The sequence below is a fragment of the Corynebacterium sp. 122RC1 genome (assembly GCF_024580955.1).
Classification (GTDB): Bacteria; Actinomycetota; Actinomycetes; order Mycobacteriales; family Mycobacteriaceae; genus Corynebacterium; species Corynebacterium kozikiae.
The window spans coordinates 1-14,329 of sequence record NZ_JANIKD010000030.1 but is presented as its reverse complement, the minus strand read 5'-3'; the positions used below and the strand labels follow the sequence as shown (position 1 = coordinate 14,329).

The window sequence follows — 14,329 nt, the reverse complement described above, 5'->3', positions numbered from 1 at the left end:
TCATAGAAGGCAACCGCATCCCTTTTGAACTGCTCGTCATAGCGTTTCGCTGACATGGTGGTAGATTACCTTTCCCCCAGCCCGACTGAGCTGAGATTGGGTGTCTACCTAACGGGGGTCAGGTCCCAGGCCCGCGAAGTACTGAAAGAAACTGGCCGCGACTATGGGCCATGGTCGATCTACTATTACTTGCTAGATGACCTGCGGATGGAGAACCCTCCGCAGCGCTCGACGATTGCTTTGTGGCTTCACGAAGCCGGTGTTGTCGACGAGAATGCCCGCAAGCGCCCCAGAAGCTCATACAAACGGTTTGCCCGCGCAAAGGTCAACGAGTTGTGGCAGATTGATGGCTTCGTCTACCGCTTATTCGACACTGCGCACACCCACATCACGATCTACCAGCTCATCGATGACGCCAGTCGTTTCGACCTCGGATCGCAAGCATTCAGCGCGCCCGAAAACGGAGTTGATGCCCGCGCTACCTTGGCTGCCGCAATCGACAGCTATGGCCGCCCCCAGGAGGTGTTATCCGATAACGGTGAGGCCTTCGCCACCTATCACCGGGGTCGACTATCGGACACCGAACGATGGCTGGCGGGTTTGGGCGTGTGGTCTATTGCCGGATTCGCCCCACAAACCCAAGGTAAAGACGAACGATCCCATCAAACGATCATCCGGTATCTCGATGCGCGCACACCGACAACACTCGGACAAGTCCAACAGCTGCTCGTGGAGTATCGCACCTACTACAACACCAAGCGGCGCCACCAAGGCCTCAACCACGGCAAAATGCACATCACCCCGGCAACAGCCCGTGAGATCCTTGACCACGCTACCGCTCCCACACAGCCTGTTGATCCAGATGTTTTGTGGGCCAAAATCGCCACGTACTACCACAGCATGCACGGTGGTTTTCCCACTGGAAGAGAAAACGCCTTGGACAAAGTTGCAGCTTCACCCAAGGCGCATAACCACGATAGTGAGCCAATCCACCAAGATTCACACCCTATCGATGACTTAAGCGTAGCTGCCATCACCTCAGCGTCAAGTAACAGCTGGGACATCCCCGACGAACTCTGGATCAACCGCAGTGGTGTTGTCACCATCCTCAAATACCGCTTGTACGTCGGTACTCGATGGAAAAACAGATTGATCTACAGCCAAGTCAGCAACAATCATGCAGAGTTTTTCACCGCGCATGACGGCGAGCTTTTATTCTCCTTTCCACTTCCTATTACCTTGTTGCACCGACCGGCCGGAGGCCAGATCAACATCGGACACGTCGAAGGGATGTGGCACCGCCGCCCACCGGAGATCAAACCGATCCTGTCGCGACCGCGGCCCACACGACGCAAAAAGCCGTAGACCACCCAGCGCCTAAAACCTGTCCACAAACCCCTTGGACTCCCCGTCCAACAAGAAGCTAGACTCCCTGTCCAACAAGTCTATGGACTCCGTGCCCAAAAACCCCATGGACATAACAGGTAATTACTAGGCGATTACTAGGCGATTACTAGGCGATTACTCGGCGAAGGGGTGGTGCAGTGCGGAGTGTGAGCCCCCATGGCCCGCATCAGCCTGACAATCCTGAACATCCATCCACTTGCGCTACACTCACCTCAGGCGTAGGGTGGTATAGCTTAACAATCAAATATCTACCACCCATGTGATCATGGGGTGAGGAATACATCGTGGCACCAACCGCTCGCCGTGACGGCACACCGGAAAAAGGACGCAAAAATCCCCGAGCTCAGCGCTCTGCGAAGCAGCGCAACGCGGCTCAGGCCCAAGGCACGGGGCTGGGTCCGGGGCAACACCCAAGCAAGAAGAAGCCGCACCGTGGCCAGGGCAATCCGCAGGACACCGGCCAAGGCAGGACCGCTGGCAATGGAAAGGTCCAGGGAAAGGCCCAGCACAAAGCAGGCAAGCGTGTGCGCTCTCGCTACGAGCAGGACAGCGTTGGTGGGCTGAGCGAAGGCCGCCGCACCAGCGAGTCTCAGATGCTGCTCTCTAACGCCAAGCCCGCGCGCCGCCAGCATGTCCAGCAGCCCACCGGCAACCTCCCAGCCCCAGAGGGGGAGGGCGTGCGCCTGCAGAAGGTGCTGGCCCAGGCTGGTGTGGCGTCGCGTCGGCACGCTGAAATCCTGATTGACGCTGGCCGCGTGGAGGTCAACGGCAAGATTGTGATGGAGCAGGGCGTGCGCGTGTACCCGGATCGGGACATCATTCGCGTGGATGGCGTGCGTATCAACATCAATGAGGAACTTCAGTACTTCGTGCTCAACAAGCCACGCGGGCTGCACTCCACCATGAGTGATGAGTTTGGCCGTGCGAACATCGGCGACATCGTGGGTGAGAAGGTTGCTGCAGGTCAGCGCCTGTTCCACGTGGGGCGCCTCGACGCAGACACCGAAGGCCTCCTCCTGCTCACCAATGACGGCGAGCTGGCCAACCGCCTCATGCACCCACGCTACGAGGTGTCCAAAACCTACCTCGCTACCGTGCTTGGCGAGGCTGACCGCGAGCTGATCCGCACCCTGCGCAACGGCATCGAGCTGGATGACGGCCCGGCGAAGGCGGACTACGTCCAGATCGTGGACGTCTACCAGGGCAAATCCATCTTGCGCGTGGAGCTGCACGAAGGCCGCAAGCACATTGTGCGCCGCATGCTCAAGGCAGCCGGCTACCCGGTCCAGCGCCTGGTCCGCACCAAGCTGCACACCATCCAGCTCGGCGAGCAGACCCCCGGTACCATCCGTGCACTGAACCGCAATGAGCTGGCCAGCCTCTACAAGGCGGTGGATCTGTGATGCACTCCAACGCGATTTCTAACATGCCAAACGGCGGGTTGATCGTTGCCGTGGACGGCCCCTCCGGCGCCGGTAAATCCACCATCTGCCGCACCCTCGCCGCACAGCTCGGGGCGAAATACCTGGATACCGGCGCAATGTATCGCGTGGCCACCCTGCACGTGCTCCGCGAGGGCATCGACCCACAGGATGCACAGGCAATAGCGCAGGCCACCGAAGCGCTCCCACTGAGCATGAACGACGACCCCGCCTCCCGCGAAGTCCTCCTGGCAGGAATGGACGTGCAACATGAGATTCGTGGCCCTGAGGTGACCAACGCGGTGTCCGCAGTGTCCGCCGTCCCAGCGGTCCGTGAAAACTTGGTTCGGTTGCAACGCACCCTGGCCACCCAGGCCCACCGCTGCATTGTGGATGGCCGGGACATCGGTACAAATGTGCTTACCGACGCCCCAGTGAAGGTGTTTCTCACCGCAAGCCCTGAGGTGCGCGCGCGGCGCCGCTTTGAACAAGATCGAGCCGCAGGCCGTGAAGTGAATTTTGAACAGGTCCTAGCGGATGTGGTTCGCCGCGATGAACTGGATTCCACCAGGGCGCTCAGCCCCCTGCGCCCCGCGGAGGACGCCACGATTGTGGACACTTCCGAACTGAACCTACATGAAGCCATTGAGGCTGTACTCACCTTGATTGAGCAATCCGCTGAAAGGAGCAAGTAGTGAGCAACCGCGAACAAGACGAGCAGGAAACCCAGTTCGTGTATCACTCCCAAGGCGGCGAGTTCGATGCCAGCCAAGGGTTTGTGGAAGAAGAAGTTGAGGTAGCGGGCAAAGGCTACGCCACCGGCGACTTTGATGAAGACGACTTTGAATTCGACTTCACCGACGAACAGCAGGCCGTGTTCGATGAGTCTGAGTTCGGTGACATGGACTTCGGCGCCGGCTACTCCGATGAAGACTGGTCCGAGCTTGAGCAAGCCTTCGGCATTGACCCCGAGGGCCACCTGCGTGAAAACCTCTGCACCGTGGCTATTGTGGGACGGCCGAACGTCGGTAAGTCCTCCCTGGTGAACCGCTTTATTGGCCGCCGCGAGGCCGTGGTGGAGGACTTCCCGGGTGTGACTCGTGACCGCGTGAGCTACATCGCTGACTGGGGCGGCAAGCGCTTCTGGGTGCAAGACACTGGCGGCTGGGACCCTAACGTCAAGGGCATCCACGGTGCAATTGCGCGCCAGGCCGAAGTGGCAATGGAGACTGCCGACGTCATCGTGATGGTGGTCGACACCAAGGTTGGCGTCACCGAAACTGATGAGATCATGGCTCGGAAGCTGCAGCGTTCCAAAGTGCCAGTGTTCTTGGTTGCCAATAAGTTTGATTCGGACAACCAATACGCGGACGTCGCTGAGTTCTACGCCCTGGGCCTGGGTGATCCTTGGCCCGTGTCCGCGCAGCACGGCCGTGGTGGTGCTGACGTCCTCGAGGCGATCCTCAACGCTTTCCCCGAGGAACCTCGTGCAGCCAGCATTGTGGAGGGGCCGCGGCGCGTTGCGCTCGTCGGTAAGCCCAACGTTGGCAAATCCTCCCTGCTCAACAAGCTCACCGGCGAGAACCGCTCCGTAGTGGACAATGTTGCCGGCACCACCGTGGACCCAGTGGACTCCCTGGTGCAGCTTGACCAAAACTTGTGGAAGTTTATTGACACCGCAGGGCTGCGCCGCAAGGTGAAGAATGCGCAGGGGCATGAGTATTACGCTTCGCTGCGCACCCGCGGCGTGATTGATGCGGCCGAAGTTGTGGTGTTCATGATCGACGCCTCCGAGCCAATTTCCGAGCAAGACCAGCGTATTCTGGCCATGATCTTGGACGCCGGCAAGGCTTTGGTGCTGGTACTCAACAAGTGGGACCTCATGGATGATGACCGCCGCTGGGAGCTGGAGCGCGAGCTTGAGCAGCAGCTCGCCCACATCCCTTGGGTCAAGCGCATCAATATCTCCGCTGAAACTGGCCGCGCCCTGCAACGCCTTGAGCCGTACATGCTGGAGGCGCTGGAAAGCTGGGACAAGCGTGTGACCACTGGTCAGCTCAACACCTGGCTGCGGGCAACGATTGCGCAGAACCCACCACCAATGAAGGGCGGGCGCGTGCCGCGGGTGCTGTTTGCAACGCAGGCTTCCACCAGGCCGCCGGTGATCGTGCTGTTCACCACGGGCTTCCTGGATGCGGGCTACCGACGTTACCTGGAGCGCAAGTTCCGCGAATCTTTTGGCTTCACCGGTTCGCCAGTGAAGATCGCGGTGCGTGTGCGCGAGCGGCGCTCCAAGCGCTAAAAGAGTGATGTGCGCTGGGCTGTAATCGGGAACGAAAAGCAGCCCGGCGCGCTCGTCTCGGTGGGGTACGTTTTTGCTGAGCAGGAGGAACTCGTTGGCCAACACAAGCCCGTATGTGGCAGCCATGGATCCGCAAGAGCGGCAGCGCTATCGGGAAATCCAGGGCCCTGGGGGTTCGCCTTCCAAGCTGCCCTCGTTGGAGGAAAGCAAATGGCTGATCAAGACTCTGCTTTCCCAACGGCCTTGGTCACTGGTTGCTACCGCGTGCATTGGTATCGGCTTCATTGCCAACGGGCTTACTCCGGTGCTGGTTGGCCGCACCATTGACCAGGCCATTGCCAATCATGATTGGCAGCAAATGCTGTTCTGGTTGCTGCTGATCGCGCTGAACTTCCTGGTGTCCGCGGCCACCTTTGTCACCGCCAGGTTTTTCCTCAGCCGCTCGGATTTGCTGATTGCGCACGACCTCCGCATGCAGGTCACAGACCGCATTGGGGATCCCCGCGGTTTCGGTGGACAATCCGTGCGGTACACACCGGGAGAGCTGCTTTCCATTGCGAGTTCAGATACCGCGAAGATTGCCCAAGCAGTGATGATGACCGTGTTCCCCATGGGCGAGCTCTGCGCGATTGTGTACACATCCGTGATGATGTGGCTGATCTCCCCGTGGCTCGGCATCGCAGTAATCCTGGGTGGGCCGGTGATGGTGGTGGTTGCCAATTGGGTGGCAAAACCGCTACTTAAGCGCTCCCAGGCGCGCCAAAAGGCGCTGGCGGAGGCAGCGGGCACGGCGGCGGACGTGGTGCACGGACTGCGCATCATCAAAGGCCTTGGTGCGGTTTCCACGATCACGCGCCGCTACCATAACGTCTCAGAACGCGCCTACCGCAAGACCATGGGCGCGAACGGAGCCACTGCTCAACTCAACGGCACCACTGAAGCAGTAGGTGCAATCTTTGTCACGGCGCTGAGCGTAGCCGCGGCGTTCATGACGCTCCACGGCACCCTAAGCGTGGGTGAACTCATCACCGTAGTGGGGCTTTCCCAGTACATCATCACTCCAATGACCATGTTCGGGCGCAACCTCGCCTCGTTTTGGGCCACCGCGAAAGCAAGCTCCGTGCGGGTGCGCGCGGTGCTCGACGCCCCCTTTGCGCCCCGCAACGAGGCAGCGATCCAAGCCGCCCAAGAATTAATCGAACACACGCCAACAGGGCTCACTGTGATTACCGGCGCGGTGGAGCCGGCATTGAAAACGGTGCTGGAGCAGGCAGCATTGGATGCTGGCACGGCGGACATGATTGTGGCGCCGCACGCCGCAGCGCTTTTCGACGGCACCGTTGCAGACAATGTCCACGTTGACACCAAGCGTGCGCTCCACGGTTTGGCCATCGCCCAGGCTCAGGACATTCCCGGTGGCGCCAACCGTGAGGTGGGCGAGGAGGGAAGCCAGCTCTCTGGTGGGCAGCGCCAGCGAGTGGCGCTTGCCCGCGCCATTGCGTTTCAACCCAGGCTGCTGGTGCTGGACAACCCCACCACCGCGGTGGATTCCGTGACGGAATCCCGCATCGTGAACGCCCTCGTGCAAGATCGCTGCGCGGACGTCGGGTTGCGGACAGTGGTGTTCACCGAGGCACCTGCTTGGATTGCGGCTGCTGACCACCGCCTAGACGCCACCGAGTGGGCCGCGCAGGTCACGGAGACATTGGCTGCGGGTGAGCGCTGATGGCTGCGCATACCTTCCCACTGGCGAGCTGGCCAGAAGTCCGTAGAGAGGTAGTCCGGCAAATCAAGGCCGTTCCGCATGCCGCCCGCAATTCAGTATTCGCGGTGTTCCTCTTGGGCATCGGTGCGGCAATGGGTGTGGCGGTGCCGCAACTCATGGGGCGGATCGTGGATGTAGTCCGGGAGGGGCAGGCTGCTTCGGGTGGTAGCCCCACCCAAGACTTATTGCTCCTCAGCGTGGTGCTAGCAGTTGCTGCGGTGTGCGGCGGCGCGTGCAATGCGCTGGGCTTTTACACGATTGCCACGGTGTCTGAGCGCGTGATTGCGAATCTGCGCGAGTCGATGATCACTACCACGTTGAACCTGCCTGTCCATGAGGTGGAAAGTGCTGGCACCGGGGACATCGTGAGCCGCGCAACAGATGACGTCCAGGAGGTCTCAAAAGCCGTCACGGAGTCGCTGCCACAGCTCAGCGTCGGCGTGTTTGCGCTAGTGGCAACGGCGGTGTCGATGGTCGCGCTGGATTGGCACTACCTGCTCACCATCGTGCTGGTACTCCCGGTGTATGTGCTGGCCGCCCGGGCGTACCTCGCTCACGCACCAAAGCGTTTTGCCGCCGAGCGCGCCGCAATGGGGCAGCGCGCCCGCAGGGTGCTGGAGGCAATCCGCGGCAAGGCCACGCTGGATGCGTTTGGGATGTCTGCAGCAACGCACGGGCAGATCTTCCAGGCGAGCTGGAATGCGGTGCTGCTGGGCGTGCGCGCAAGGCTCAGCATGTTGGTGCTCAACCTGCAGACGGTGATCGCGGAGTGGCTGCTGCTTTCCGCGGCGCTGCTCATGAGCTTCTGGCTGGTGAGCCAAGGGCAGATTACTTTAGGTGCCGCCACCGCGAGCGTGTTGCTGGTGATCCGGGTGCGCAACCCGATCATGCAGCTCATGCGCGTGCTGGACTCCCTGCAATCCGCGTACGCATCGCTCGCGCGCATCGTCGGAGTTTCCCTGAATCCACCGGTGGCCGTGCCTGATTCCGGTGCGCTTGCCCCGCGCGGCGAGGTACGCCTGGACAACGTGAGCTTTGCCTATGGCGAGGGCATGTGGGCGGTGAAGGACATAAACCTGCACATTCCCGCAGGCCACACGCTTGCCATGGTGGGTGCCAGCGGCGCAGGCAAAACTACCGTGGCCGCGCTGATCGCGGGCTTGCGCTTGCCTGATGCCGGCAGCGTGAGCATTGATGGGGTGGAGGTAGCACGGCTTTCCGACGCCGAGCGCCGCTCGCGCCTAGCGCTGGTCTCTCAGGAGGTCTACATCTTCTCTGGAACGCTGCGCGAGGATCTGCTGCTGGCCAAGCCCGATGCCACGGACGAGGAACTCATCCAGGCGATCACCCGCGCGCAGGCCTTAGCGTGGTTTGAGCATCTCCCCGACGGTTTGGACACCCAGGTGGGTGCCCAGGGCCTTCCGATTGAGCCGGTGGTGGCGCAGCAACTCGCCCTCGCGCGTATCCTCCTCATGGATCCCGCCGTGGTGGTGATGGACGAGGCCACCGCGGAGGCCGGCTCCGCCGGCGCCGGCACCTTGGATGTTGCCGCAGCCGAAGTGACCGAGGGCCGAACCGCGCTCACCGTGGCCCACCGCCTGGACCAGGCCCGCAGGGCTGACAAAGTGGTGGTGATGGATGCCGGCCGGATCATTGAACAAGGCACCCACGAAGAGTTGATTGCACTGGGCGGCCGGTATGAGCAATTGTGGTCTGCATGGAGCGCTGGGCGCGAGCAATGATGCAGAGCGCCGGGCGCGACAGCTGACACAGAGCGCTGCAGGATGCGGGGCGCGAAGGCTCGATCAGCGGCGCGCGTACAGGAACGCGTCCACCCGGTAGGGCAGCGTTACTTCCTGGCCGGCGCTGAACCCAAGGTGCTCGAAGAGATACCAGTTCAGGTTGGCGGTCATCTTGGCGCGGGTTGCTGCCTTGGCGCGCAGCCAGTAGCTGCGCGTGTGCATCAATGTATGCAGGTCCTCCACAGGCAGTGTCTGCTCGAAGCCGCTGCGCCAGGTGTGCTGAAGCGCCCATGGCGTACCGACGTCCGGCAGGAAGCCTTGGGCTAAGGTGTCACCGGAGTGCGAGATTCTGGTGAAGCGGTGAACCCACGGGACGGTGACGTCGAGGGTATTCCATATGAGCAACAAGGGGGCGTCGGTACGCCCAATCCGAGCCATCTCAGCGCTGGCGGCGCCGGTGTCCACCCAATGCCATGTTTGGGCGCAGCACATGGCGTCTATGCTGCCGCTTTCTAGCGCGGTGTGCTCTGCGGTGGCGCAGATTCGCAGGACGTGTGGGTCGGTGATTTCATTCAGCATCGCGAGGCTGGGGTCCACCCCGATCACCCGGTGGTTGGCTTGGGTGAGGATTTCGGTGAGTTTGCCGGTGCCGCAGCCGATGTCCGCCACCGTGAGCGGCGCGGTGCCGAGGGCCTCTTGGAGGATTTCTGCTGGGTAGCTGGGGCGGATGGCGTGGTATTCCGCCGCTGGTGCTTGGTAGGCACTCGCGGTTTGGGTGCGGTGTTCGCCGCTGTGAAACGTGGGGGAGTGTTTTCTTGAGATCGGCGGAATGTTCACCGTGGGAATGTTACCGCAACCCCCGTGGGGGTGGCGGATCACGTTTCTGCAGTACATGCCCGCTAAACTAGTGAATCACCTTATGCCTTAAGGGGTGGGTGTGTTTGGTTGGCTCGGCACCCAGCGAGCTGGCAACAATGCCCACCAGCAACAATTGTGAAGCTTTCCTTTTTGGAAAGCAGCGTTTCATGACCCTAAGAGAAAGGGATCCGCATGTCTACCACTCGTGTGAAGGCATTGATCGGCACCATTTCCGCTGCCGCACTTGCACTCGTGGGCTGCTCCAGCAGCTCCAACACCTCTACTGATTCCAGCGCCGCGGCGGGGGAGACCTACCGCATTGGCATCAACCAACTCGTGCAGCACCCAGCCCTGGATGCTTCCGTTGCTGGTTTCAAGCAGGCTTTCGCTGACGCAGGCGTTGAGGTGGAGTTCACCGAGCAGAACGCTAACGGCGAGCAGGCAACCGCGCTGACCATCGCGCAGACCTTTGCCAACGATGACCTGGACCTCGTTCTCGCAGTGGCCACCCCAGCCGCACAGGCAACGGCACAGAACATCACGGACATCCCAGTGCTGTTCACCGCAGTGACCGACGCCGAAAGTGCCGACCTGGTGGACTCCAACGAAGCCCCAGGCGGCAACGTGACCGGCACCAGCGACGCAGCCCCAATTGCTGACCAGTTGGACCTGCTCAAGCAGCTCGTGCCTGACGCTGATTCCATTGGCATCGTGTACTCCTCCGGTGAGGTGAACTCCCAGGTGCAGGTTGACCAGGTGACCGAGGCCGCAGGCCCACTTGGCCTGGAGGTTCGCACCCAGACCGTTGCCGCTGTGACCGAAATCCAGCAGGCTGTGGACGCTTTGGGCGATGTGGACGCTATCTACGTGCCAACTGACAACATGATTGTTTCCGGCATCTCCTCCCTGATCCAGGTTGCTGAGCAGAAGCAGATCCCAGTGATCGGCGCTGAAGAAGGCACCGTTGAAGGTGGCGCAATTGCCACGGTGGGTATTGACTACAGTGCTCTTGGCCGCCAGACCGGTGAAATGGCGCTGCGAATCCTGCGCGATGGCGAGGACCCAGCAACCATGGCTGTGGAAACCGCAACCACCCTTTCTACCGTGGTGAATGAGGAAGCCGCGGCAGCCTTCAACGTTGAAATCCCTGAAGCAGTGCTGAATGAGGCAACCACTCTATGATCGGCTCACTTGAGGTAGGCGTCATCTATGGCATCGTTGCCATTGGCGTCTACCTCACTTTCCGCGTTCTGAACTTTCCCGACCTCACGGTGGACGGCAGCTTCACTACTGGTGCAGCAACCGCCGCAATTGGCATTGCTAACGGTTGGAATCCGTTTGTGGCAACTGCCTTGGGCTTTGTTGCCGGCGCCATCGCTGGCTTGATCACCGGTTTGCTGCACACCAAGGGCCACATTGATGGCCTCCTGGCCGGCATTCTCACCATGATTGCGCTGTGGAGTATTAACCTGCGCATTATGGGTGGGGCCAACATTCCGATGCTGCGCGTGGACACGGTGTTCACACCAATGCGTGAAGCTGGGCTGCTGGGCACTTGGGGCGGGGTAGCCGTGCTCATCGCCGTGGTGCTGGTTGCGGTGGCGCTCGTGGTGTGGTTCCTCCACACGGACCTTGGCATGAGTCTGCGCGCCACCGGTGATAACCCGGCGATGATCACCAGCTTTGGTGTGTCCACGGACTTCACCAAGGTGCTCACCCTGATGCTCTCCAACGGTCTGGTTGGCCTGGGTGGCGCGATGGTTGCCCAGTACCAGGGCTTTGCAGATATCTCCATGGGTATCGGCCTCATCCTCATCGGCCTGGCGTCTGTGATTATGGGTCAGGCGATCCTTGGCCAGTCCCGCATTTGGGTTGCAGTGGTGGCCGTGGTGCTCGGCGCTGTTTTGTACCGTCTGATCATCTTCGCGGCCCTGCAGGTTGGCCTGAACCCCAATGACATGCGCGCCGTGTCCGCGGTCCTGGTGGTGGTTGCTTTGCTGCTGCCGCGGTGGAAGGGCAAGTTTGCATCCAAGCCAGGGAAATCGGCTAAGGCCGGTGGTGCCGGAAAGGCTGGAGAGCCTGGAGGTTCTTTGGCACAAAGGAAGCAGGTGACCGCATGACCAAGCCAATGCTGCGCGTAGCAGGTATCCGCAAAACCTTCTTCCCTGGGACGAACAACGAACGCGTTGCCCTCAACGGCCTGGACTTGACCCTGGCCCCAGGTGACTTTGTGACCGTGATCGGCTCCAACGGCGCCGGCAAGTCCACCTTGCTCAATGCTGTTGCTGGCCGGTTGTTCATGGATGAAGGCGCCATTGAGATCGACGGCACCAATGTGAACAAGCTGCCTGAGTACAAGCGTGCCCGCTATGTGGGCCGTGTGTTCCAGGACCCGCTGGCAGGCACGGCGCCTAACCTCACGATTGAGGAAAACTTGAGTCTGGCGCTGCTTCGCGGCAAGCGCAGGGGCCTCGGGCGTGGTCTCACGGCGTCGCGGCGGGAAATGTTCGCCGAGGAACTCAAGAGTTTGGAGTTGGGCCTGGAAGATAGGCTCACCGCAAAGGTGGGTTTGCTTTCCGGTGGTCAGCGGCAGGCGCTTTCCCTGCTCATGGCCGGGTTCACAAAGCCGAAGATCATGCTTCTCGACGAGCACACAGCCGCCCTTGATCCCCAACGCGCGGATCTGGTGACCACCCTCACCCAGCGGATTGTTGCCGATGGCAACCTGACCACGCTGATGGTGACGCACAACATGGAGCAAGCCATCCGCCTGGGCAATCGACTCATCATGATGCATGAGGGCCAGATTGTCTATGAGGCAGACGAGGCCACCAAGGCCAAGCTCACTGTCCGCGACCTCCTCCAGGAGTTCGTAAACATCAAGGGCGCCACGCTCTCTGATAAGGCTTTTTTGGGCTAGTTCGCCTCCTGGTTGTTGAACACCCTCCATCCCTTGCGACGATCGCGGGGATGGAGGGTGTTCGCGTTTGTGGGGAAGGTGAGGGAGGTGGGCCTAGCCTTCCAGCTCCTTTTTCACCTGCGCGTCTTGGGAGGCAGCAACCAGCAAACCAGCTAAGGCCTGGAGCACCGCTTCCACGTTTTCCGTGTCTGAGGACAAAGCGGAGTAAACCTCCTGGGATTCCTGTGCAGACCCCAGTATGGCCATGAGGCCTTTTTGTTTGAAGCCAGCTGCGGCGGCGAGCTGGTCAGCATCATTCTCACCGGCCATGTCTTGGATCTGTTTGTCCTCAACAAGTTTGCCGTAGCACGCACGGATGGCACCTCTCTTGGCTTCATCAGACGCACTGATACCGGCAGCACTGAGGATTTCATTGACCTTTTCCACCGCGGCATCGAAGGCTGTTTTGACCGGGGAGCTTTCTGCTACTGGCTGACCATCAAAGCCAGGGAGTTCAATTGTTCCGTCAATATCGCCTTTCGCTAGGCCCAGGTCTATTTCGGTTTCCCTTTCTTCCACAGCCACACCGACGATTTCCAACCCGGTGGTGAGGTCATCGTCATCAACCTGGCGGTCCAGGTTGAGGTCTTTGGCAAGCCAGGCACAAAGAATTGCACGCTTGTGGAGCATGGGGTCTTGATAGTCAATGATCTGGCTCAAAAACTCCCAAGCGTTCGTGTACTTGATGCAGTTTGCGCGAAACGCCTTGCCCTCGGCAAATGCTTCCTTATCACCTCGAATACGCGCGTCCCGAATGTGATCGTTCCACCTGCTTCGAATCGCGGAGATTGTACCTTGGATAGTCTCGCCGGATTGGTTACTAATGTAGGCGGCGGCAACGGCGTCCAGTTCCTCGGCTGAATAAAACTCCGCTGCGTCCAGCTCTTCGCCGAGGTCATCGAGTGCGTTCGCCGGAATATCGGTGTGAATGAAAGCCTCATTGAAGTAGGGCTTAAAGGAGTTCACGATCGCCTGCGGGTCATTAACGAAGTCCACCACCATCGGAGCCGGCTTCTTAGGGAACGTCCGGTTGAGGCGCGAAAGCGTTTGCACCGCCATCACCCCGGAGAGTTTTTTGTCCACGTACATGGCGCACAGGCGTGGCTCGTCAAAACCGGTTTGGAACTTGTTGGCCACAATGAGGACTTTGGCATGCTCGTTTTCCCGGAAGTGCATTGCCGTGTCAGTCACGCCATTGAGCGAGTATTCCGTTACGGTGTTCTCACCCATTTCCAGGGAGCCAGAAAAAGCTACAAGCGTGGTCATGTTGTTGTAGCCCTGCTTGGCAATGTACTTGTTCATCTCCAATTGCCAGGTGAGTGCTGCTTGCCGGTCTGCGGCAACAACCATTGCCTTTGCTGTACCGCCCAGGTGGGACATCACATTGCGGCGGAAGTGTTCAACGGCAACTACCACCTTCTGTGCAATGGAGGTGGGGTGCAGGCGAGCGAAACGAACCATGTCAGCCACCGCGGCGGACTCGTCCACCATTTCGGTGCGGCCCAGTTCATCTTTGATTCGGGCGAACATGGCGTAGGTGGAGTAGTTAGCTAGGACGTCGAGAATGAACCCTTCCTCGATGGCTTGGCTCATGGAGTAGACGTCAAAGGCTGCATGTTTGGTTTCGTCATAAGGGTCGGGAACACCGTAGGTGGCCAGAGTCTTGCCTTTCGGCGTTGCTGTGAGTGCGATGAAGGAAATGTTTGCGGAATTTGCCACGGCGGTATCTACTGCCATGAGCATGTCATTGAATCGGCCTGAGTTTTTCGGAGACTACAGGTAAAAGCCTTACTGGGCTTTTCGGGTGGTGTTGAATTCCTCGTAGTCCTGCTCGTATTCGATCGGGGGAACGTCACCGATCGACGAGTGCAGACG

General features: G+C 60.2%; 11 protein-coding genes. 9 read left to right on the top strand and 2 right to left on the bottom strand.

Annotated elements, in window-relative coordinates; translation table 11 throughout:
* The first annotated feature begins 54 nt into the window (after positions 1-54).
* The 6 genes from NQ050_RS10485 to NQ050_RS10460 all read left to right on the top strand — a co-directional run bounded on the left by NQ050_RS10485 (position 55) and on the right by NQ050_RS10460 (position 8,637).
* On the top strand, positions 55-1,365 hold the full coding sequence (locus NQ050_RS10485; protein WP_257039280.1) for an integrase core domain-containing protein: 1,311 nt from the start codon (positions 55-57) through the stop codon (positions 1,363-1,365).
* A 326-nt stretch (positions 1,366-1,691) separates the two neighbouring features.
* Positions 1,692-2,810: a pseudouridine synthase gene (locus NQ050_RS10480; protein ID WP_373456453.1), complete on the top strand. Its 1,119-nt coding sequence runs from the start codon at positions 1,692-1,694 to the stop codon at positions 2,808-2,810.
* A complete protein-coding gene (cmk, locus tag NQ050_RS10475) occupies positions 2,810-3,523 on the top strand; it encodes a (d)CMP kinase (RefSeq protein ID WP_257039279.1) in 714 nt (237 codons plus the stop codon). Before NQ050_RS10480 ends, cmk begins: the two co-directional genes overlap by 1 nt.
* Before the next feature lie 206 nt (positions 3,524-3,729).
* The gene (gene der, locus NQ050_RS10470; RefSeq protein ID WP_306428626.1) at positions 3,730-5,130 is read left to right on the top strand and encodes a ribosome biogenesis GTPase Der; all 1,401 of its coding nucleotides are present in this window, start codon (positions 3,730-3,732) and stop codon (positions 5,128-5,130) included.
* A 94-nt stretch (positions 5,131-5,224) separates the two neighbouring features.
* On the top strand, positions 5,225-6,856 hold the full coding sequence (locus NQ050_RS10465) for an ABC transporter transmembrane domain-containing protein (RefSeq protein ID WP_306428625.1): 1,632 nt from the start codon (positions 5,225-5,227) through the stop codon (positions 6,854-6,856).
* On the top strand, positions 6,856-8,637 hold the full coding sequence (locus tag NQ050_RS10460) for an ABC transporter ATP-binding protein (protein WP_257039276.1): 1,782 nt from the start codon (positions 6,856-6,858) through the stop codon (positions 8,635-8,637). Before NQ050_RS10465 ends, NQ050_RS10460 begins: the two co-directional genes overlap by 1 nt.
* A gap of 63 nt (positions 8,638-8,700) precedes the next feature.
* Here NQ050_RS10460 and NQ050_RS10455 read toward each other — a convergent pair whose 3' ends face one another.
* On the bottom strand, positions 8,701-9,474 hold the full coding sequence (locus NQ050_RS10455; protein ID WP_257039275.1) for a class I SAM-dependent methyltransferase: 774 nt from the start codon (positions 9,472-9,474) through the stop codon (positions 8,701-8,703).
* 213 nt (positions 9,475-9,687) lie between these two features.
* Here NQ050_RS10455 and NQ050_RS10450 point away from each other — a divergent pair, with 213 nt between their 5' ends.
* From NQ050_RS10450 to NQ050_RS10440, 3 genes are read left to right on the top strand one after another with little or no spacing between them, the layout of a single operon-like run.
* Positions 9,688-10,677, top strand: coding sequence for an ABC transporter substrate-binding protein (locus tag NQ050_RS10450; RefSeq protein WP_257039273.1), 990 nt, complete (start codon positions 9,688-9,690; stop codon positions 10,675-10,677).
* Positions 10,674-11,615: an ABC transporter permease gene (locus tag NQ050_RS10445; protein WP_257039272.1), complete on the top strand. Its 942-nt coding sequence runs from the start codon at positions 10,674-10,676 to the stop codon at positions 11,613-11,615. Before NQ050_RS10450 ends, NQ050_RS10445 begins: the two co-directional genes overlap by 4 nt.
* 8 nt (positions 11,616-11,623) lie before the next feature.
* Positions 11,624-12,415, top strand: a complete 792-nt coding sequence (locus NQ050_RS10440; RefSeq protein WP_257039281.1) for an ABC transporter ATP-binding protein — start codon at positions 11,624-11,626, stop codon at positions 12,413-12,415.
* Positions 12,416-12,508: 93 nt separating this feature from the next.
* On the opposite strand, the gene NQ050_RS10435 is transcribed toward NQ050_RS10440, so the two are convergent.
* Positions 12,509-14,191: a hypothetical protein gene (locus NQ050_RS10435; RefSeq protein ID WP_257039271.1), complete on the bottom strand. Its 1,683-nt coding sequence runs from the start codon at positions 14,189-14,191 to the stop codon at positions 12,509-12,511.
* Positions 14,192-14,329: the final 138 nt, after the last annotated feature.